General features: G+C 61.1%; 17 protein-coding genes and 1 pseudogene. 12 read left to right on the top strand and 6 right to left on the bottom strand.

Going from position 1 to position 20,693, the window contains the following annotated elements:
• Both D3879_RS09715 and betA read left to right on the top strand, forming a co-directional pair.
• Nucleotides 1-1,482, top strand: a complete 1,482-nt coding sequence (locus D3879_RS09715; protein WP_119954050.1) for a purine-cytosine permease family protein — start codon at nt 1-3, stop codon at nt 1,480-1,482.
• Complete coding sequence (gene betA / locus D3879_RS09710; protein WP_119954049.1) at nt 1,475-3,160, top strand: choline dehydrogenase; 1,686 nt, start codon at nt 1,475-1,477, stop codon at nt 3,158-3,160. Before D3879_RS09715 ends, betA begins: the two co-directional genes overlap by 8 nt.
• 348 nt (nt 3,161-3,508) lie before the next feature.
• Here betA and D3879_RS09705 read toward each other — a convergent pair whose 3' ends face one another.
• Nucleotides 3,509-5,044 (bottom strand): sigma-54-dependent transcriptional regulator, encoded by a 1,536-nt coding sequence (locus D3879_RS09705; RefSeq protein WP_119954048.1) that lies wholly within the window; start codon nt 5,042-5,044, stop codon nt 3,509-3,511.
• Nucleotides 5,045-5,416: 372 nt separating this feature from the next.
• Here D3879_RS09705 and pyrF point away from each other — a divergent pair, with 372 nt between their 5' ends.
• Complete coding sequence (gene pyrF / locus D3879_RS09700) at nt 5,417-6,115, top strand: orotidine-5'-phosphate decarboxylase (protein ID WP_177412392.1); 699 nt, start codon at nt 5,417-5,419, stop codon at nt 6,113-6,115.
• 126 nt (nt 6,116-6,241) lie between these two features.
• The gene (locus D3879_RS09695; protein WP_119954046.1) at nt 6,242-6,829 is read left to right on the top strand and encodes a hypothetical protein; all 588 of its coding nucleotides are present in this window, start codon (nt 6,242-6,244) and stop codon (nt 6,827-6,829) included.
• Nucleotides 6,830-6,903: 74 nt separating this feature from the next.
• On the opposite strand, the gene D3879_RS09690 is transcribed toward D3879_RS09695, so the two are convergent.
• A complete protein-coding gene (locus D3879_RS09690) occupies nt 6,904-7,911 on the bottom strand; it encodes an NADP-dependent oxidoreductase (RefSeq protein WP_119954043.1) in 1,008 nt (335 codons plus the stop codon).
• A 231-nt stretch (nt 7,912-8,142) separates the two neighbouring features.
• On the opposite strand from D3879_RS09690, the gene D3879_RS09685 reads away from it, so the two are divergent.
• From D3879_RS09685 to D3879_RS27815, 4 genes and pseudogenes are all read left to right on the top strand, one after another.
• The gene (locus tag D3879_RS09685; RefSeq protein WP_119954041.1) at nt 8,143-8,904 is read left to right on the top strand and encodes an SDR family oxidoreductase; all 762 of its coding nucleotides are present in this window, start codon (nt 8,143-8,145) and stop codon (nt 8,902-8,904) included.
• Between the two features lie 172 nt (nt 8,905-9,076).
• Nucleotides 9,077-9,961 carry a bile acid:sodium symporter family protein gene (locus tag D3879_RS09680; protein WP_119954038.1) on the top strand — a complete coding sequence of 295 codons (885 nt, stop codon included), beginning with the start codon at nt 9,077-9,079 and terminating at the stop codon, nt 9,959-9,961.
• Nucleotides 9,962-10,228: 267 nt separating this feature from the next.
• Nucleotides 10,229-11,293: pseudogene (locus D3879_RS27820) on the top strand (methyl-accepting chemotaxis protein); the annotation flags it as partial.
• 24 nt (nt 11,294-11,317) lie between these two features.
• Complete coding sequence (locus D3879_RS27815) at nt 11,318-12,199, top strand: methyl-accepting chemotaxis protein (RefSeq protein ID WP_420800923.1); 882 nt, start codon at nt 11,318-11,320, stop codon at nt 12,197-12,199.
• 116 nt (nt 12,200-12,315) lie between these two features.
• Here the strand turns inward: D3879_RS27815 and D3879_RS09670 are convergent, their stop codons facing one another.
• The 3 genes from D3879_RS09670 to D3879_RS09660 all read right to left on the bottom strand — a co-directional run bounded on the left by D3879_RS09670 (nt 12,316) and on the right by D3879_RS09660 (nt 14,848).
• Complete coding sequence (locus D3879_RS09670) at nt 12,316-13,521, bottom strand: benzoate/H(+) symporter BenE family transporter (RefSeq protein WP_119954034.1); 1,206 nt, start codon at nt 13,519-13,521, stop codon at nt 12,316-12,318.
• A 27-nt stretch (nt 13,522-13,548) separates the two neighbouring features.
• Entirely contained in the window at nt 13,549-14,151 is a 603-nt protein-coding gene (locus D3879_RS09665) for a LysE family translocator (RefSeq protein ID WP_119954031.1), read from the bottom strand.
• Between the two features lie 241 nt (nt 14,152-14,392).
• Nucleotides 14,393-14,848 (bottom strand): MarR family winged helix-turn-helix transcriptional regulator, encoded by a 456-nt coding sequence (locus D3879_RS09660; protein WP_119954028.1) that lies wholly within the window; start codon nt 14,846-14,848, stop codon nt 14,393-14,395.
• A gap of 82 nt (nt 14,849-14,930) precedes the next feature.
• Here D3879_RS09660 and D3879_RS09655 point away from each other — a divergent pair, with 82 nt between their 5' ends.
• The 3 genes from D3879_RS09655 (at nt 14,931) to D3879_RS09645 (ending at nt 17,343) form a co-directional block, all read left to right on the top strand.
• A complete protein-coding gene (locus tag D3879_RS09655; RefSeq protein WP_119954026.1) occupies nt 14,931-16,097 on the top strand; it encodes an aminotransferase-like domain-containing protein in 1,167 nt (388 codons plus the stop codon).
• Between the two features lie 12 nt (nt 16,098-16,109).
• Nucleotides 16,110-16,712 (top strand): glutathione S-transferase family protein, encoded by a 603-nt coding sequence (locus tag D3879_RS09650; protein ID WP_119954024.1) that lies wholly within the window; start codon nt 16,110-16,112, stop codon nt 16,710-16,712.
• Nucleotides 16,713-16,998: 286 nt separating this feature from the next.
• Nucleotides 16,999-17,343: a GFA family protein gene (locus D3879_RS09645; RefSeq protein ID WP_119954021.1), complete on the top strand. Its 345-nt coding sequence runs from the start codon at nt 16,999-17,001 to the stop codon at nt 17,341-17,343.
• A 250-nt stretch (nt 17,344-17,593) separates the two neighbouring features.
• Here the strand turns inward: D3879_RS09645 and D3879_RS09640 are convergent, their stop codons facing one another.
• Nucleotides 17,594-17,965 (bottom strand): glutathione S-transferase N-terminal domain-containing protein, encoded by a 372-nt coding sequence (locus D3879_RS09640; protein ID WP_119954019.1) that lies wholly within the window; start codon nt 17,963-17,965, stop codon nt 17,594-17,596.
• Nucleotides 17,966-18,533: 568 nt separating this feature from the next.
• Between D3879_RS09640 and D3879_RS09635 the strand changes: the two genes are divergently transcribed.
• On the top strand, nt 18,534-20,684 hold the full coding sequence (locus D3879_RS09635) for a type I secretion system permease/ATPase (RefSeq protein WP_119954016.1): 2,151 nt from the start codon (nt 18,534-18,536) through the stop codon (nt 20,682-20,684).
• The last annotated feature ends 9 nt before the right edge of the window (nt 20,685-20,693 follow it).

The raw sequence follows: 20,693 nt of genomic DNA, 5'->3' as shown, positions 1-20,693 counted from the left end.
ATGGCCAAGCATGAGCAAGTCGACCATAGCCTCGAGGCGGAGCGCGGCGATACCCCGCTGTTGCCCTCGGAGCGGATGTGGGGTTTCTGGGAGTTCACCTACGCCAACTCGGCCCTGGCCATCGCCACCTGGGCCTTCCTGATCGGTGGCGCCACGGCGCTGTTCGTCGGTCCCATGGAGGGCATCGCCGCCATCGTCATCGGCAACATTCTCGGTGTGCTGTTGGCGACCTTCTCGACCTGCGTGCCGTGTGGCAAGTATGGCACCGAGCAGTTCACCTTCCTGCGCAGCATGTTCGGCAGCAATGGCAGCCGACTGGTCTATGTGCTCGCGGTGGTGTTCCTGACCATGGGTTGGCTGGCCGTGCTGGGGCTGATGTTCGGGCGCTCGATCGACGGCCTGGCTGGTCTGGTCGCGGAGCATCAGACCGACCCGAATGGTTGGCTGGTCCTGGCCTCGGGCTTCGTCGCCATTCTGCTGACCGGCTTCGTGGTCGCCAAGGGCCCCACCTCGATCAAGGTGTTCAACACCATAGTCGCCCCGGCGCTGGTCATCATCATGGGCGTAATGCTCTACATGATCCTCAGCAAGCACTCCTTCGCCGAGCTGATGGCGATGCCGGCCCTGGATGCGCCCTTCGCGGATAAGCGCGTTAACTTCATGATCGCAGTGGAAGTGAACATGGCGGCCGGCTTTTCCTGGTGGCCCTACGTCGGCAACCTGGCCAGGCTGAGCAAGAACGAAAGGACCGCGTTCTGGCCGAACATCATCGGCATCTTCGGCGCCGCTTCACTGGGTGAGGTAGTAGGCCTGCTGGCCGCCGCCGCGCTCGGCAACAGTGACCCGACCGTGTGGATGACCCATATCGGTGGCATCGCTTTCGGTGTCATCGCCCTGGGGTTCGTGGCCTTTGCCAACGTGACCAGTATGATCAATATCCTCTACACCTCGATCGTCGGCCTGCGCCAGCTCGCCGGGAAGAAGCTCCGGGAGATGAACTGGGAACTGCTGGTGCTGCTGTTCTGCGTGGTGCCGGCGCTGATCGTCTGCTTCGCGCCGGGCATCTACGATGGCTTCTTCATCTTCCTGGTGTGGACCTCGGCCCTGAACAGTGCGCTGGCCGGCATCGGCATCGCCGACTACTTCTTCCTGCGCCGCCAGCGCATGAACCTGCGCCACCTGTACGCCCCCGAGCAGCAGTCGCCGTACCGCTACTGGAAGGGCTTCAACCCCATCGCCCTGGTGGCGCTGGCGGTCGGCTTCGGCATCTATGTGCTGGTGTTCAACCCGCAGACGCTGGCCAATACCACGCTGTTCACCTTCGTTACCGCCTCGTTGCCGTCCTGCCTGCTCGCCGGCGTCGTCCACTACGTGTTGACCCGGGTGCTGGCTGAGCGGATGGGCTGGGGTGCCTACCCAAAGCGCCATGACGGCAAGACCGAGGTGCTCGACCTCAAAGCAAGGGGCTACAGCAATGAATGAGCATTACGACTACATCATCATCGGTGCGGGTTCTGCCGGCTGCGTGCTGGCCAACCGTCTGAGCGAAGATGCAGGCACTTCGGTCCTGGTTCTGGAATTCGGCGGCAGCGATCGCAGTGTGGTGATCCAGATGCCGAGTGCTTTTTCTATCCCGATGAACACCAAGAAATACAACTGGCGTTACGAGACCGAGCCAGAGACCTACCTCGACGGGCGGCGGATCCATTGCCCGAGAGGCAAGGTCCTGGGCGGCTCGTCGTCGATCAACGGCCTGGTTTACATCCGCGGGCACGCCTACGACTTCGACGAGTGGGAGGAACTCGGCGCCCGCGACTGGGGCTATCGCAACTGCCTGCCGTACTTCAAGCGTGCCGAGAGCTTCAGTGCCGGGGGCGACCAGTATCGCGGCGATGCCGGCCCGCTGCACACCAACAACGGCAACAACATGCAGAACCCGCTGTACGGGGCCTGGGTCGAGGCGGGGGCCGAGGCCGGCTACATCAAGACCGACGATACCAACGGCTTCATGCAGGAAGGCTTCGGCGCCATGCACATGACGGTCAAGGATGGTGTGCGCTGCTCCACCGCCAATGCCTACCTGCGGCCGGCCATGGGGCGCCCTAACCTGACGGTGGTAACCAAGGCGATGACGCGCCGGATCATCCTCGAAGGCAAACGCGCGGTGGGCATCGAATACGACTGTGAAGGCGAAACCCAGAAGGTTTACTGCAACCGCGAAATCCTGGTGTCGGCCGGGCCCATCGGTTCACCGCACTTGCTGCAACGCTCCGGCATCGGACCGCTCGAGGTGCTCAGGAAAGCCGGGGTCGAGGTCAGGCACGAGCTCCCCGGCGTGGGGGAAAACCTGCAGGATCACGCGGAGATCTATATTCAGTTCGGCTGCAAGGAACCAGTGACGCTGAACAGCAAGATGGACCCGCTAAGCAAGCTGCTGATCGGTCTGCGCTGGCTACTGTTCAAGGACGGACTGGGGGCGACCAACCACTTCGAGGCCGGTGGCTTCATCCGCTCCGAGCAGGGGCTGCGCTGGCCGGATATCCAGTTCCACTTCCTGCCCGCGGCGATGCGCTACGACGGCAAGAAACCGATCAAGGGCCACGGTTTCATGGTTCTCACTGGGCCGAACAAACCCAAGAGCCGCGGCCATGTGCGGGTCCGCTCGGCGGACCCCTACGAGCATCCAGAGATCCGCTTCAACTACCTGCAACGCGAAGAGGACCGCGAGGGCTTCCGCCGCTGCGTGCGCCTGACCCGGGAAATCATCGGCCAGCCGGCGATGGACCGCTTCCGCGACGGCGAGATCGCGCCCGGGCCGCAGGTGAACAGCGATGCAGAGATCGACGCCTTCGTCCGTGAGAACCTGGAGAGCACCTACCATCCTTGCGGCTCGTGCCGCATGGGCGAGGACGACATGGCGGTGGTCGATTCCGAGCTACGCGTGCGGGGCATCGAGGGTTTGCGGGTGATCGACTCGTCGGTGTTCCCCACCGAGCCAAACGGCAACCTCAATGCGCCCACCATCATGCTGGCCGAGCGCGCCTCCGACCTGGTGCGCGGGCGCAGGCAACTGCCCCCGTCGGAGGCACCGGTCGGCCTGGCGGCCAACTGGGAAACTCGCCAACGAACAAATTCGCCGGCACGGAATGTCCGCGTTTGATCCAGCGGAGCTTTTCGTCACTTGCATGGGGTACTGGCTGACGGCGGCAGGAGGGTGGTCGCATTGTAGTGGCGGGCCATGCCCGCGAGTTTTTGCTTGAGAGGCTTTCGCGAGCATGGCCCGCTCTTACGGGTAGCGCAAACCCTGTAGGAGCGAGCTTGCTCGCGACGCTTTTGCTTGAAGGGCTTCGCGAGTAAGCTCGCTCCTACGAAGATCGGCAGCCCTGTTCAACATTTAACTAACGGGTAAATAGCCAATGAATTCGCTCGCGGACTTGAAATAGGCGAATGAATCCACCGTCCCAACAGGGACGCGCGTTTGGCGGGTCGACTGGTCAATTGGCAGGGTTCAGCCCTTGCCGGGAATACCGTATTTGCGCAGCCGGTTGGCGATGGCGCTGTGCGAGGTTTGCAGGCGTGCGGCGAGTTGCCGGCTGGAGGGGTAGCTGGCGTAGAGCTTCTCCAGCAGACCTTTTTCGAAACCCTCGACAGCGTCTTCCAGGCTGCTCACTTCGCCATCGGACTGGCGCGCCACGGAAGTGCCGGCAATATCCAGGTCGCCAATATCCACCAGCGGGCTTTCGCAAATGGCCGCCGCGCGGAAGATCACGTTCTGTAGCTGCCGCACATTGCCCGGCCAGCGATTGCTCAGCAGTGCAGGGTAGGTTCCAGGTGTCAGTCGACAGGTTGGCCGCTGAATCTGCGCGCAGGCCTGCTGCATGAAGTGCCGGGCCAGCAGCAGGATGTCATGGCCGCGCTCGCGCAGCGGTGGCACTTCCAGGTTGAGCACATTCAGGCGGTAGAACAGGTCCTCACGGAAGCTGCCTTCGCTGACCATCTTTTCCAGGTTGCGGTGGGTAGCGCTGAGGATGCGCACGTTGACCTTCATTTCGCGGTCGCCACCGACTCGACGGAAGCTGCCATCGCTGAGAAACCGCAGCAGCTTGGCTTGCAAGTAGGGCGACATCTCGCCGATCTCGTCGAGGGACACCGTGCCCTGGTCGGCCAGCTCGAGCAGACCGGGTTTGCCACCCCGCTGGGCGCCGGTGAAGGCGCCGGGAGCGTAGCCGAACAGTTCGCTCTCGGCGAGGTTCTCCGGCAGTGCCGCGCAGTTCAAGGCCAGGAACGGTGCATTGTGGCGTGGACTGAGGGCATGACAGGCGCGGGCCACCAGCTCCTTGCCGGTGCCGGTTTCACCCTGGATCAGTAGCGGCGCGTCGAGGGTGGCAATGCGCTGGGCGCGGGCTTTCAACGTGCGCACCGGCGGTGATTCGCCGAGTAACGAGTCGAAGCCTTCGGCGTGATCATGGTGCAGAGCCGCCAGACGTTCGCCGATGCGGTTCGGTACATAGAGGGTCAGCAGGCCGCCGGCCAGTTGCTGTTGATTTTCTGCGCCCCCATCGGTAATCGGCATGGCATCGAGTAGCAGAGCTCGGCCGTTGAGCGAGACCTCGCGCATTGGCAGGCGAAAACCGTGCTCGATCAGCGTGCGTTGCAGGGCTGGATCGTCGAACAGCGCCGCCAGCGGTCCACCGGCGGGTTCGCGGCCACACAGGGCGATCAACGCCGGATTGGCCAGCAGCACGTGGCCGGAGCCATCCACCGCCAACACCGGGTCGGCCATGGCGGCCAGCAGGGCGTCGAGTTGCAGGCGTCGACGTTGGCCGGGAAGGATGTCCACCACATCCACTTCCTGCACCCCATGCAGACGGAACAAGGCGTCGCGCAGTTCTTCCAGCACGCTCGGGCTGAGGGTCGGGGCGTCGATATAGACGTTGGGTGGGATCATCTCCACCGCGTCCAGATTGAGGTTGCGCCCGCCGAGCAGGGCGAGCACTTCCTGGGTGATACCAACGCGGTCGATAAAGGTGACGTGAATGCGCATGCAGGGAAACTGAACAGTAAGTAGTAGGCGGAAACGTGGGTCAGTATGCCCGCTCTGACCCACGCTTGGCCAAACCGGTGTACTCAGTCGAGCCGATAGCTCGCCTCCCAAGCGGGGGCGGTGTTGTGCATGTTGGTCGATACGCGCATCCCTCAGGCATTCGAGAGCCCCCATGCATTGACCGGTTTGATCACCCTGGCGGGTTTTATGACTGCCTTTGCTTTGCATCATTTGGCTTAGCGAGGCGCGCGGCAGCATGTTGCGTCTACTTGGTCGTTGGGTTGGCCTACTATCTCTGATCGCCGGATAAGCAGCGACGCGGGCGCTTGCGCTACAATGCGCGCCGATTTCGACTTGCCTGAGAGCCCGACCATGTCCGCCTGCCAGACTCCTATCATCGTCGCCCTGGATTTCCCCACTCGCGAAGCCGCGTTGAAGCTGGCTGATCAGCTGGATCCGCGGCTGTGCCGGGTCAAGGTCGGCAAGGAGTTGTTCACCAGTTGCGCGTCGGACATCGTCACGACCTTGCGCGACAAGGGTTTCGACGTATTCCTTGACCTGAAATTTCACGACATCCCGAACACCACGGCAATGGCGGTGAAAGCGGCGGCCGAGATGGGCGTGTGGATGGTCAACGTGCACTGCTCCGGTGGTTTGCGCATGATGGCCGCGTGCCGCGAAACCCTCGATAAGTTCAATGGACCGAAGCCGTTGCTGATCGGTGTCACTGTGCTGACCAGCATGGAGCGCGAGGATCTGGCCGGCATCGGCTTGGATATCGAGCCGCAGGAGCAGGTGCTGCGCTTGGCTGGTTTGGCGGCAAAAGCCGGGATGGACGGCCTGGTGTGTTCGGCCCAGGAAGCGCAGGCGCTGAAAGCTGCGTACCCGGGGCTGCAATTGGTCACGCCGGGGATTCGTCCCGCCGGCAGTGCGCAGGACGATCAGCGCCGCATCCTCACGCCTCGTCAGGCGCTGGAAGCCGGCTCCGACTATCTGGTGATCGGTCGCCCCATCAGCCAAGCAGCCAACCCGGCGCAGGCCTTGGCGGCAGTGGTCGCGGAACTGGCGTAAGCCTGGCGCTGGGCTTCCACGCAGGCGGGAGCCACGGCTGTCATCATTCATACATAAAGATTTAATTCCTCCGTCACGGAACTCGGGCAGTTTTGCAAGCCAGTGTTTTCTTGAGCAGGAGTTGCTATGTTTTTCATCAAACCGCGTTTTGCCAAACCCATATCTATCGCTTTGCTCGCCGCCGCAATGGCCGCGTGCAGTACGAATACGCCCACACCTGCAACTACTACTAGCAAGCCGGCAAGTAGCAAAGCAGTCGACGTGGCGCTCGATAATACTGATTGGTATCAGGTTCGTACGGAAAGCGAGCTGTACCTGTTTGATAGTTACGCGGTGTTCAACCAGTTCCTGCAAACCGGCAAAGCGCCTTACACCAAGCCGCTAGGCAAGAAAGACAATTTCGACCGTAACATCGTTTTAGCTTTGGCTGCTGAAGATCAAAGCAAAGACTTGAATGCCATTGCCGCCAGTCGCCTGTGGAATGTCAGCATCGCCCCGGCTTACCCGTTCTATGGCGAGATTCGCGAAGAACAGGTGATTTATGTGTTCAGCCGTTACGGCGACATGGTCGATATGGCCAAGATTGGCGAGCCAACCTTTAGCTATGTAGATGTCGGCGGTGGCCCCAAAGGTGAACGTGTCGTTTACGTCCTGGCCAAAGAAGAGAAGAAGCCTGAAAAGGCGATCCAGGCGTTTAACGCTAAATATAAGTGATCGGGCTTTAACGCTCTGGTTGAATAAAAAAGGTCAGTCTTTTGAAGACTGCCCTTTTTGTTTGTCACGCAGGTTTAGCTGACTTTCAACACCAGCTTGCCGAAGTTTTCCCCACTGAACAGTTTCAACAAGGTTTCCGGGAAGGTTTGCAGGCCTTCGACGATGTCTTCCTTGCTCTTCAGTTGGCCGCTGGCCATCCAGCCGCCCATTTCTTTCGCGGCATCAGCGAATTGTGCGGCATAGTCCATCACCACGAAGCCTTCCATTCGCGCACGGTTTACCAGCAGCGAGAGATAGTTGGCTGGGCCTTTCACCGCTTCCTTGTTGTTGTACTGGCTGATTGCGCCGCAGATCACGATGCGGGCCTTGGGAGCGATGCGGGTCAGTACGGCGTCGAGAATGTCGCCGCCGACGTTATCGAAATACACATCGACACCTTTCGGGCACTCGCGCTTGAGACCGGCGTAGACGTCTTCGTTCTTGTAGTCGATGACGCCGTCGAAGCCGAATTCGTCGATCAGTAGTTTGCATTTCACCGCTCCGCCAGCGATTCCGATCACGCGGCAGCCTTTGATCTTGGCAATCTGCCCGACCACGCTGCCGACCGCGCCGGCGGCGCCGGAAATCACCACGGTGTCACCGGCTTTCGGCTGGCCGACGTCAAGCAGGGCGAAGTAGGCGGTCATGCCGGTCATGCCCAGGGCCGAGAGATACAGCGGCAGCGGGGCGCGATTGGGGTCGACGGTATAGAAGCCTTTTGGCTCGCCGAGGAAGTAGTCCTGCACGCCCAGGGCGCCGTTGACGTAATCGCCGACGGCGAAGTTCGGGTTCTGCGAGGCGATGACTTTGCCGACGCCCAGCGCGCGCATCACTTCGCCGATGGCGACTGGCGGAATATAAGATTTGGCATCGTTCATCCAGCCGCGCATGGCTGGATCGAGGGACAGGTATTCATTCTTGACCAGAATTTGCCCGGGGCCAGGTTCGCCCAGCGGGTTTTCCACGTAGCTGAAGGTTTCGCGGCTCGGCAAGCCGACCGGGCGCTGTGCGAGGAGGAACTGACGGTTGAGTTGGGCAGGCATGGCAGGCACTCAATGGCGGGAAAGTTTCTGTGATAAACCTCTGTGCACAATCGAGCAAGGCTTGGCGAATCGCGGAATGGGGCTTTATCCATCTGGATGATGGAGCAGCCTGGGGCTTTATCATTTTTTTGGATAAGCCCATAGCGCGGCTTGTAATAGTGCTGCCACGTCATTCTTCGTCGTGACTAGACTGAGCGCGAATCGACCCCCATTGCTTCAGAGGACAGATAGATGAGCATGACCTTCTCCGGCCAGGTTGCCTTGGTAACTGGCGGTGCCGCCGGTATTGGCCGCGCGACCGCACAAGCTTTCGCTGCCGAAGGCCTCAAGGTAGTGATTTCCGATGTCGATGCAGCGGGCGGTGAAGGCACGGCTGCATTGATCCGCGCAGCCGGTGGCGACGCAACGTTCATCCGCTGTGACGTGACCAGGGACGCGGAGGTCAAGGCGTTGATGGACGGCGTAGTCGCGGCGTACGGTCGCCTGGACTATGCCTTCAACAACGCTGGCATCGAGATCGAAAAGGGCAGGCTGGCGGAAGGTAGTGAGGCGGAGTTCGACGCGATCATGGGCGTCAACGTCAAAGGCGTGTGGCTGTGCATGAAGCACCAGCTGCCACTGCTGTTGGCTCAGGGTGGCGGTGCCATCGTCAACACTGCGTCGGTCGCTGGCCTCGGTGCGGCACCGAAGATGAGCATCTACAGCGCCTCCAAGCATGCGGTGATCGGCCTGACCAAATCCGCCGCCATCGAGTACGCGAAGAAGAAAATCCGCGTCAACGCGGTATGTCCGGCGGTGATCGACACCGACATGTTCCGCCGCGCGTATGAGGCTGATCCGAAGAAGGCCGAGTTTGCGGCGGCCATGCACCCGGTTGGGCGCATCGGCAAGGTCGAGGAAATCGCCGCGGCGGTGCTGTATCTGTGCTGCGATGGCGCAGCCTTCACCACCGGTCATGCGCTGGCAGTGGATGGCGGGGCTACGGCGATCTGAGTGGCGTTCGGACTATCGTGCAAAATAAAGGCGCCTGTGGGCGCCTTTATTTTGCCTGCCGTTGCCGCCATTCAATATTCTGGCGCGCAAAGCCACTGTCGTTAGCCCGCCAGGTTGCGCAGAATCCAAGCTGATCTATCCTCCCCGGCTGTTCATACAGAGAAGAATAAGAATGACCGCCAATCCTTTGCTGACTTTATTCATGCCCATGGCGCTCGGCATCATCATGCTTGGCCTTGGGCTCTCGTTGACCTTGGCCGACTTCACCCGCGTGGCCAAATTCCCCAAGCCGGTGCTGGTCGGCCTGGGTTGCCAGATTCTGCTACTGCCGCTGGTGTGCTTCTGCATTGCCAAGGGTTTCGGCCTGGAACCGGCTCTGGCCGTGGGGCTGATGCTGCTGGCGGCCTCACCCGGTGGCACCACGGCAAACCTCTATAGCCACCTGGCCCATGGCGATGTGGCGCTGAATATCACCCTGACGGCGGTGAACTCGGTGATTGCCATCCTGACCATGCCGCTGATCGTCAATTTCGCGCTGCTGCATTTTATGCAGGGCGATCAGGCCATTCCGCTGCAATTTGCCAAGGTGCTGCAGGTGTTCGCCATCGTGCTCGGGCCGGTGGCTATCGGCATGGGAGTGCGCAGTCGGTTCCCGGCGTTTGCCGAGCGGATGCAGACGCCGGTCAAAATCGTCTCGGCGCTGTTCCTCGCGCTGATCATCTTGCTGGCGCTGGCCAAGGACTGGCAGACCTTTATCGAGTACGCACCCTTGGTCGGTCTCGCGGCACTCAGTTTCAATCTGATCAGCCTGGCGGTGGGTTACTACGTACCGCGTCTGCTCAAGTTGTCGCAGCGTCAGGCGATTGCCATCGGCATGGAGATCGGCATCCACAATGGCACCCTGGCCATCGCCCTGGCGCTGAGCCCGATGCTGCTGAACAACTCGACCATGGCCATCCCGGCGGCGGTCTACAGCATCATCATGTTCTTCACCGCTGCCGCGTTCGGCTGGTGGGTGAATCAGCTGCACGGCCAGGAACTGGCGGCCGAGGCGTGAGCCCTTTCGTGCACAAATGAGCGCACAAAAGTCTGCATAACGAGGCGCCTTAGGGCGCCTTGCTTACCTCAGTCTCAAGCTTGAGCCCGCCACGAGCTTGGTACGACGGGTTGGGCTCTGTTCTGAAAACGACGCTGGCATAGCTATTTGCCATCCACCCAGGCGAATAGGCTTGTGCTTAAAGGCGTCTCACCCAAATCTGCACGGATCTTGAATGGCAGAGCTGTTCGGTAATGCCGTTTAGCATTCGATAGAGGACTGAGCGCAATGATTTCCGCCTTGCAACGCAGTTTTGCCAATCTCGGAATGGCGAAGAAGCTCGGCACCGGTTTCGGCCTGGTTTTGCTGCTCACCGGCGTGGTGGCGGCGATTGGCCTGGCCTCGCTGCAAGCCATCAGTCAGCGCTTCGACGGCCTCAAGCAGATGTCGGCGATCAACAGCGCGGTGCTGCGTGTGCGCCTGGAGGAGCAGGCGTTCTCCTTGAGCGGCGACCCGAAGTCGGTGGAGGCGCTGCGTAAAGGCGTCGAGTCGATTCTGGCCTTGAGTGCCGAGCTGAAGAGCCAGTCCCCCGCCAGCCGCCCGGCGATGGAGGCGGTGGAGCAGGCGGTCGGCGCGTACCGCGCATCTTTCGACCAGTTTGTTGAACTGGCGCTGGCCAAGGATCTGGCGCTGGAGATGGCCAGTTGGTCGGTGACCAGCGTGGCGAACAACCTCGACCTGCTGCAAGCCGGGCTGGCCGATGATGGCGCTTATGAGCTGAAAGACTCGCAAGGGCAGAGGGGCGCGGAGTTTATCGCGCAAGCCAATCAGGTCAGCCAGGTTTCCCGGCTGATGCTGCAGGCGCTGAACGAGGCGCACGCGCGCTTGGCGCAGAGTCGCAAGGCCAGTGCCGGTGAGGAAGTCACTGCAAGCAAGATCGCCCAGGCCGATGAAGCGCTGGCGTTGGCCGAGCAGCTCAAAGCGGCGGTGAAAGACTCGGGTTACCTGACCGTGCTCAACGAGGTCAGCGGCCATATCACCAATTTCGGCGGCAAGTTGAGCGAATACACCGACCTGCTAAGCAAAGAGCAGCAGGTCTATGCACAAATGCATGAGCGCGCCGAGCAAGTGGTGCAGCAGGTCGATCAGGCCTATGCCGAGCAGGACGCCGCCATGCAACGTGAGCTGAAGGCTAACTCCGTATTGATTCTCGGCTCTTCGGCCTTGGCCTTGCTGGTCGGGCTGGCGGCTTCCTTGTTGATTACTCGGGTCATAGTCGGGCCGTTGCACAGCGTGATCAGCGTGGCTAAGCAGATTGCCGAGGGCGACCTGAGTGCGAAGATCGAAGTGCGCGGCCGCGATGAAATCGGCCAGCTGATGAGTGCTATGCAGCAGATGTCCGCCAGTCTCAGCAGCATGGTCAGTGGCCTGCAGGCGGGGATCAACCAGATCGCCTCATCGGCGCGCTCGCTGTCGACAGTTACCGAGCAGACCAATGCCGAGGTCGCCAACCAGAAGGAAGAAACCGAGCAGGTGGCCACCGCGATGAACCAGATGACGGCGACCGTGCACGATGTCGCGCGTAATGCCGAGGAGGCCGCAGGAGCCGCGGAGACGGCGGACGCCAAGGTCGCCAATGGGCAGCACGTGGTGCGCCAGACCATGGCGCGCATCGAACAGCTGTCGGTGTCTTCCGGCTCGGCCAGCCAGAGCATCCAGAACCTCAGCCAGGAAATTCAGAACATCGGTTCCGTGCTGGGGGTGATCAAAAGTGTCGCCGAACAGACCAACTTGCTAGCGCTCAACGCCGCAATCGAAGCCGCCCGTGCAGGCGAGCAGGGCCGTGGTTTTGCTGTGGTGGCCGATGAGGTGAGAGCGCTGGCCAAGCGCACGCAGCAATCCACCGCGGAAATAGAGCGCTTGGTGGCGGCCTTGCAACAGGGTGCGCAGAGCTCCGTCACGCAGATTCAGAGCAGCAGCGCCTTGGTTGAGCTGACCGTGAGTGATGCATTGCAGACCGAAAGTGCGCTGGGCAGCATCGCCGCAGCGGTGTCGGTGATCCATCAGATGAACCAGCAGATTGCCGCGGCGGCCGAGCAGCAAAGCTCAGTGGCGGAAGAGATCAACCGTAGCGTGACCAATATTCGCAGTAGCGCCGATCAGTCGTCATTGGCGATGGAAGGCACCGCGGCGTCCAGCATTGAACTGGCCAGCTTGAGCAACGAGTTGCAGGGTATGGTCGGGCACTTCCGCTTGTGAGCTGAACCCGCTCACTCAAGAGCAAAGACGGCCTCGTAGGTTGGCGCTGAGCACAGCGATGCCCAACAAGGAGTTGCCCCGCGACTCCCTCGTGCCCTGGCTCGCGCTTCGATCCCTCAGTCTTTGCCCCAATTCAGAATCAGCAGCGTCAGCACGCCGGCGACGATGCCCCAGAACGCCGAACCAATCGAGAACAAGCTGAAGCCCGAGGCGGTGACCATAAAGGTGATCAGCGCGGCTTCGCGCTCCTTCGCTTCGCTCATGGCATTGGTCAGGCCGTTGATGATCGAGCCGAACAGCGCTAGCGCCGCAATCGACAGCACCAGTTCCTTGGGTAACGCCGCAAAGAGCGCCGCCAGGGTGGCGCCGAAGATTCCGGCGATGCCGTAGAAGACTCCACACCAGACTGCGGCGGTATAGCGCTTGCTGCGATCTTCATGGGCGTGTGGGCCGGTGCAGATCGCGGCACTGATCGCGGCCAGGTTTATCCCGTGGGAGCCGAACGGCGCCAGCAGCAGCGAGGCGATACCGGTCACCGTGATCAGCGGCGAGGCGGGCAGCCAATAGCCGTCGGCACGCAGCACGGCGATGCCGGGCATGTTCTGCGAGGTCATCGCCACCACGAACAGCGGAATGCCGATGCTGATGGTGGCCGCCAGGGAGAACGAGGGGGTGGTCCAGACCGGGGTGGCCATTTCCAGGCTGAAGCCGCTGAAATCCAGCAGGCCCTGTGCACCGGACAACGCGGTGCCGACCAGCAAGGCGGCGAGTACGGCGTAGCGCGGCTGTAGCCGTTTGATCAGCAGGTAGGTAAAGAACATGCCGAGCACCAGGCCGGTGCGATGCTGCGCGGCAACGAAAATCTCGCTGCCGATCTTGAATAGGATGCCAGCCAGCAAAGCGGCGGCCAATGAGGCGGGCAGGCGTTTTACCAGACGCTCGAAACTACCGGTCAGGCCGCAGATGGTCACCAGCACCGCGCAGGTGATGTAGGCGCCAATCGCCTCGCCATACGTCACGCCGGAGAGGCTGGTGATCAGCAGTGCCGCGCCGGGGGTCGACCAGGCCACCGTGACCGGCGTGCGATAACGCAGCGACAGGCCAATGCTGCAGATCGCCATGCCAATCGACAGCGCCCAGATCCATGAAGAGATTTGCCCGCTGGTCAGCCCGGCGGCTTGGCCGGCCTGGAACATCAGCACCAGCGAACTGGTATAGCCGGTCATCATCGCAATAAAGCCCGCCACCACGGCGGAAGGCGAGGAGTCGGCCAGCGGGCGCAGCGGCGCAGGATTTGCCCGGGATTCAGAGGCTTCGGTCATTGCTGGGCTCCTGCTGGCATCGCTCAATTAGAAATCTCCGAGAATAGGATAGAGCGAGACGACCAGCAGCAGCGCCATGCCGACATTGAAGCAACGCAGCACCCGTGGGTTGCTCAGCCAGTTACGCAGCAGGCTGCCGGCGACAGTCCACAAGCCGACGCTGGGGCAATTGACCAAGGCAAACAACGCGGCGACCAGCAGCACGTTAACCAGGAAGTTTTCCTGCGGCGTATAGGTGGTGATCGCACCGATCGCCATTACCCAGGCCTTGGGATTGACCCACTGAAAGGCCGCGGCCTGGAGAAAGGTGAAGGGTTTGCCACTATCTGTGCCGCTGGTGTCCGGCGCACCGGAGCGGGAGATTTTCCAGGCGAGGTACAGCAGGTACGCGGCGCCTGCGTAGCGCAGCACGGTGTAGAGCAGCGGCACTTGCTCGAACAGCTGGCCGAGGCCAAAGCCGACGGCCATCACCAGCAACATAAAGCCCAGGCTGATCCCAAGCATATGCGGCAGGCTGCGGCGCAGGCCGAAGTTCACGCCGGAGGCGAGCAACATCATATTGTTCGGGCCGGGCGTCACCGAGGTGACGAAGGCAAAGGCGATAAAGGCGATCAACAGTTCCGGGCTCATTTTGGCTCTCTCCAGCGTCAGCGCTCAGCCTAAGCGCGGTGGTGGAGGGCGTCCCGATACAGCGGTTAGCGCAATTAGCCATACAGTCGCTCGGGATCGGCTCTAGTCGGTTAACTGTTGGAGCTTGGTGCGCTCGATTTTGCCGAGGGGCTGACCGGCTGGGATTGCCCGCGGGGGTGAGCATGGGAGCTCTGCCGGGGCTGGCTCGGCTTATCGAGAGTGTGGCGAGGTGGTGTTGCGATTAGTCTTCAGCACTGCCGGGCTGTCGGGTTCTGCCGAGCGCCTGGTTAACCTCCAGCCAACCGTTGACTGCGGCTTCGCCGGCCTCGGCAAATACCCGTTGCAGCAGTTTGGCTTGCTCGCGGCGCAGGGCCAATTCCAGCTTGGCGCCCTCGGCGGTAAACCCGAGCAGGCGCTTACGCTTGTCATCCTCGGCGGCCACACTCTGCACCAGATGCATTTCCATCAGTTGCCGTAGCGGGATGTTCAGTGCTTGCTTGCTGACCCCGAGCGCGGCCAGCAACTCCTTCATGCTCAAGCCTGGATGGCGGGCGATGAAAAACAGTATGCGATGGTGTACCCGGCTCAGTCCGCGACGTGCCAGCATTTCATCGGCTTTGGCGGTGAACGCCTGGTAGCCGAAGAAGAATGCCTCCATGGCGGCCTGCTGAGTGGTTGAGTTTTTCAGGTCAAGCATATTGACGTATCTACTCGGGTCATCGTAGCTTCGGTCAACCAGTTTGACTTATTTTTCCTTGCCTTCGCTACCGGTGACTTGAATGGCCTTCTCCGAACGTATCTCCCGCCTAAAAAGCTCTTTGATCCGCGAAATCCTGGCTGCGGCGCAGCGTCCGGAGGTGATGTCGTTTGCCGGTGGCCTGCCGGCCGAGCCGATGTTGCCGCGCGTGGAGTGGGCGGACATGCCTGCGGGCATGGGCCAATACGGCATGAGCGAGGGCGAGCCGGAGCTGCGCGAAGCCATCGCCGCCGAGGCGCGTGAGTTGGGCGTACCCTGCGACGCCAGCCAGGTGTTGATCGTCAGCGGCTCGCAGCAGACGCTGGATCTCGCCGCCAAGCTGTTTATCGATCCGGGCACCGAAGTGCTGCTCGAGGCACCGACTTACCTGGCCGCGCTGCAAGCCTTCCAACTGTTCGGCGCCGACTGCATCACCGTGCCACAGGAAGCCGATGGCCCGGAACTGCTCGCGCTGCGCCAGCGTTTGGAGCAGCACAAGCCAGCGTTCGCCTACCTGATCCCGACTTTCCAGAATCCGTCCGGTGTGCGTTACAGCGAAGCCAAGCGTGATGCCGTGGCGGCGCTGCTGGACGAGTTCGGAGTGACCCTGATCGAAGACGAGCCTTACCGCGAGTTGGTGTTCGACGCCGGTAGTGCCACACCTATCGTCAGCCGCCTGAAAAAGGCCAGCTGGATCTACACCGGCACCGTCTCGAAAACCTTGTTGCCGGGCCTGCGGGTGGGCTTCCTGATCGCCACGCCGGACTTGTTCCCGCACCTGCTGCGGCTCAAACAGTCGGCGGATCTGCACACCAACCGCATCGGCCAGTGGCAGGCGCTGCAATGGATTGGCACCCGGCATTATCGTGAGCATCTGGCCGAGCTGCGGGATTTCTACCGGGTGCGCCGCGATGCCATGCAGGTCGCCCTGGAAGAGCATTTCGGCGAGCTGGCTAGCTGGAACATTCCCCAGGGTGGGCTGTTTTTCTGGCTGACCCTGAAGCAGCCGCTGGATACCCGCACGCTGCTCAAGCCGGCGCTGGAGCAGAACGTGGCCTTTATGCCGGGGGAGCCGTTCTTCACCCATCCAGAGCAGAACCCGGGTTATCTGCGGCTGAACTTCAGCCATATCGCGCCGGAGCGTTTGAGCGAAGGACTCCAACGACTGGCCAAGGTGATTCGCCAAGCACAAGCCGCCGAGGCGGCTTAACAGGAGGTTGCGATGTACAAGGTTTACGGTGATTACCGCTCGGGCAACTGCTACAAGATCAAGCTGATGTTGCATCTGCTCGGTAAAGAGTCGAAGTGGGTGCCGGTCGATATCCTTAAAGGTGAGACCCAGACCCCTGCGTTTCTCGAGATGAACCCCAACGGCAAGATTCCGGTGCTGCAACTGGAAGACGGCAGCTGCTTGTGGGAATCGAATGCCATCCTGAATTTTCTCGCCGACGGCAGCGAGTTCCTGCCGAGCGAGCCGCGCCTGCGCACCCAAGTGCTGCAGTGGCAGTTCTTCGAGCAATACAGCCATGAGCCGTATATCGCCGTCGCGCGCTTCATCCAGCTGTACCAGGGCATGCCGGCCGAGCGGCTGGAGGAGTACGAGACCTGCCAGGTGCGTGGCCACAAGGCGTTGAAGGTGATGGAACAGCAGCTAAAGCGCACGTCTTATCTGGTCGGGGAGAACTACTCGATTGCCGATATCGCGCTCTATGCCTACACCCATGTGGCAGGCGAGGGCGGCTTTGATTTGAGCGGATACCCGGCGATTCAGGGCTGGTTGCAGCGCGTCGCCAGTCACCCAAGGCATGTCGGTATGCTCGACTGAGTGTCATGCGGAGTAAGACAAAAACCGGCCATTGGCCGGTTTTTTTCGCCCATTACATGTTGAACTGCTGCTCTTGGTCGGAGCGGGCCATGCCCGCGGTGCTCTTGCGTTGTGGCTTTTCGCGGGCATGGCCCGCTCCTACAGGTTTTGCGCTTTTCCAATGCGCGCCTTGCAATAGCTAACCCAGGCATAGCCTTTTTTCTGCCGACAGAAATGGCGAGGTGTTCGGGCTGGATTAGTGTTGTGGGCTTCAGCCTGCCAACAGGCGTGCCTCGGGGGTGCGGTCATGCTTTATCAAGGTGGATGTCATTGCGGAAAAATCGCTTTCGAAGTCGAGGGTGAACTGACTCAGGTAATGGAGTGCAATTGCTCGCTGTGCAGCAAGCGCGGCTATCTGCTCTGGTTCGTTCCGCGCGAACAGTTACGCCTCAGTACACCTGAGAGCAATCTGGCGACTTATCTGTTCAACACCAAGAAAATCCAGCATCACTTCTGTCCGACTCGTGGCTGTGCGCCGTTCGGCGAAGCCAGCAATAAGGGCGTGGCAATGGCCGCGGTGAATGTGCGTTGCTTGGATGGGGTGGAGTTGGAGACGCTGAAGGTAGCGAAGGTCGATGGGCGCAGCCGGTAGGTTGGTGCTGAGCCTGCGAAGCCCAACTCTGAGCGCCTAGCGGTCCCAAAGATTCGGGTGTTGGGCTTCGCGGAGCTCAGCCCAACCTACGCCCAACCGACAAGACCGCGCCTGGATTGAGAGCGCTGGGTTTCATGAGGTGCATCCATGCGCCTCGCCCTGCGGGCAACTAAAACTGTGCAAAACGGCTTTGCTGCCGTTTTGTCGCTTCGCTCTACTCCAGCCTACGGATGTTTCCACAGGGAGGGCTTCAATACGCTGCAAAGCGATCTTGCAGGTATTGCATGATGACTTTGGATTCGTACATCCACGTGGTCTGGCCGTTTTCTTCGATGCGCAGGCACGGCACCTTGATCGCACCGCCCTCGGCCAGCAGGGTTTGCCGATCTCGTGGGCTGTTCTTCGCATCGCGCATAGCGATTGGCAGGTTCAGGCGATGAATGGTGCGACGGGTACGCACACAAAAGGGGCAAGCGTGAAATTGATAGAGCGATAGACCCGCGGCGGCCTTATTAACCTGGGCCTGTACTTCGGCGGGGCGGCGCATCTTACGTGGACGGGTGATGAAGTCGATGAAAACGATCAGCTGGCCCAAGCCAACTCTTAATGCCTTGATAAACACTGCAGCGTGCCCTTCGGTGACGATTTGAGGGTGGCAGCTTACCTGAATGTGTCGAGGCTAGCCCGAACCATGGGACGAACCGCTGAAGCCATTCAGCAGGTCACCGGCATGAAACGCGGCATGGAGAAGCAGAAAACACTTTGATGGTTACTTTGGCGATGCTCGGCGAACTCCGGGAAAGCGCTGCCATTCTCAGTGAACTTTCAGCCTGAATAATAATTGATTCCGCAATTTAGTCGGTTTGACTACTCTTTTGTCCTGCACCTGACCACCCGCTTGCATTCAACTTGACCAGTCAATTGCATTCGATCTGACCGCCTACTTTGCTTGCTATGTGATACATCGATCATTCGAGGCTAGCGGCAAGCTTTTGTAGGAAACATCCGATTTTGCCGCCATCCCGAAAAAGTCTCTAGCTTTGCGTCCAGAATCGAGTGGCCTCGATGGGCGAGGCATGATTTGCCTACCCATCGCCTAGTTTTGCGATCTTGAATGAGCGTTATCCGTTGCCGCGCGGTTTAAGCGGGAGCCCTCCCAGCGTGGGTTGAGTCTCTGCCAAGGAATGCAGATGTCAGACGAACACCAAGGACCGGCTGTTCAAGCTGAGGTCGACACCGGCCTTGCCTGTTTGGTCATGCTTGCGCGCTTTCACAATGTGGCCGCCTCGCCTGAGCAGCTCGCGCACGAATATGTCGCAGACGGTCGGCAGTTTGCCAAAGCCGAGTTGCTGCTCGCGTCGAAGCAGCTCGGGTTAAAAGCCAAGTTCGTGCGCAGCAAGGTTGAGCGCCTGATCGACACCCCATTGCCAGCCATCGCGGCCAGCCCAGACGGGAGCTTCTTCATCATCGCCCGCCTGGATGATGGCAAAGCCCTGATCCACGACCCACTGGCCCAGCGACCAGAGATATTAAGCTTCGACGAGCTGCAAGCGCGCTGGGCCGGTGAGCTGATCCTGATCCGCTCCGAAGCCAGCCTCGCTGGTGAACTGAGCCGATTCGACTTCACCTGGTTCATCCCGGCCATCGTCAAATACCGCAAGCTACTTGGCGAAGTGTTGCTGGTGTCCTTCGTGCTGCAGATCTTTGCGCTGCTGACGCCACTGTTCTTCCAGGTGGTGATGGACAAGGTGCTGGTCCATCGCGGCCTCACCACCCTGGACGTGATCGCCGTCGGCCTGCTCGGCATCATGCTGTTTGAAAGTGCCCTCAGTGGCCTGCGCACCTATGTGTTTGCCCACACCGCCAGCCGCATCGATGTGGAACTGGGCTCACGCTTGTTCCGCCATCTGGTGACCTTGCCGCTGGCCTACTTCCAGGCACGCCGGGTCGGTGACTCGGTGGCGCGGGTGCGCGAGCTGGAACACATCCGCAGCTTCCTCACCGGCAACGCCATCACCCTGTTGTTGGATGTGCTGTTCTCGGTGGTGTTCATTGTCGTGATGTTCGTCTACAGCGGCTGGCTGACGCTGGTGGTGGTTTTATCCCTACCGCTATATTTCCTCATCTCGCTGCTGGTCACCCCGGCGCTGCGTGCGCGCCTGAATGAAAGCTTCAGCCGTGGCGCGGAGAACCAGGCCTTCCTGGTCGAAACGGTCAACGGCATCGACACCCTCAAGGCCATGGCGGTGGAACCGCAGATCACCCGCAAGTGGGACAACCAACTGGCCGGCTACGTCGCCGCCGGTTTCAAGACGCAGAACCTGTCTTCCATCACCAACGAAGCGGTCTCGCTGGTCGGCAAGCTGGTCACGGTGGCCACCCTCTGGCTGGGGGCGCGGCTGGTGATGGACGGGCAACTGTCGGTCGGCCAGTTGATCGCCTTCAACATGCTCGCCGGCCGGGTGTCGCAGCCGATCATGCGGTTGGCCCAGCTGTGGAGCAACTTCCAGCAAACCGGCGTATCGGTGCAGCGCCTGGGCGACATCCTCAACACCCGTACCGAGCTGTCGCAAGCCACTCGCAGCGCCTTGCCGCCGCTCAAGGGCCAGATCGAGTTCGATCAGGTGCAGTTTCGCTACGGCCCGGATGGCTCCGAGGTGCTACGCGCGATCAGCCTGACCATTCAGGCCGGTGAAGTGATTGGCATTGTTGGTCGTTCCGGCTCCGGCAAAAGCACCCTGACCCGCCTGCTGCAACGCCTCTATACCCCCGAGCGGGGCCGGGTGCTGGTGGACGGCATGGACCTGGCCCTGGCCGATGTGTCTTCGTTGCGCCGGCAGATCGGCGTGGTGCTGCAGGACAACATGCTGTTCCACCGCAGCATCCGGGAAAACATCGCACTGACCGATCCGGGCGCGCCGATCGAGGCGGTGATCCAGGCGGCCAAGATGGCCGGCGCCCATGAGTTCATCCTCGAATTGCCAGAAGGCTACGACACCCTGGTTGGTGAGCACGGCGCCTCGTTGTCGGGCGGGCAACGCCAGCGGGTGGCCATCGCCCGCGCGCTGATCGGCAACCCGCGCATCCTGATCTTCGACGAAGCCACCAGTGCGCTGGACTACGAGTCCGAACGGATCATCCAGCACAACATGCAGACCATCTGCCAAGGCCGCACCGTGATCATCATTGCCCACCGCCTGTCCGCTGTGCGCGATGCCAACCGCATCGTGGTGATGGACCGCGGGCAGATCGTCGAGCAAGGCACCCATGCCGAACTGCTCGCCCACCAAGCCGGGCACTACTCGCGGCTGCACCGCCTGCAACAAGGGGGTGCCGCATGAGCCAGCTAA

This window comes from Pseudomonas cavernicola (genome assembly GCF_003596405.1).
Taxonomy (GTDB): domain Bacteria; phylum Pseudomonadota; class Gammaproteobacteria; order Pseudomonadales; family Pseudomonadaceae; genus Aquipseudomonas; species Aquipseudomonas cavernicola.
Note: the sequence above shows the minus strand (reverse complement) of the source record. Positions and strands in the feature narration are given on the sequence as shown.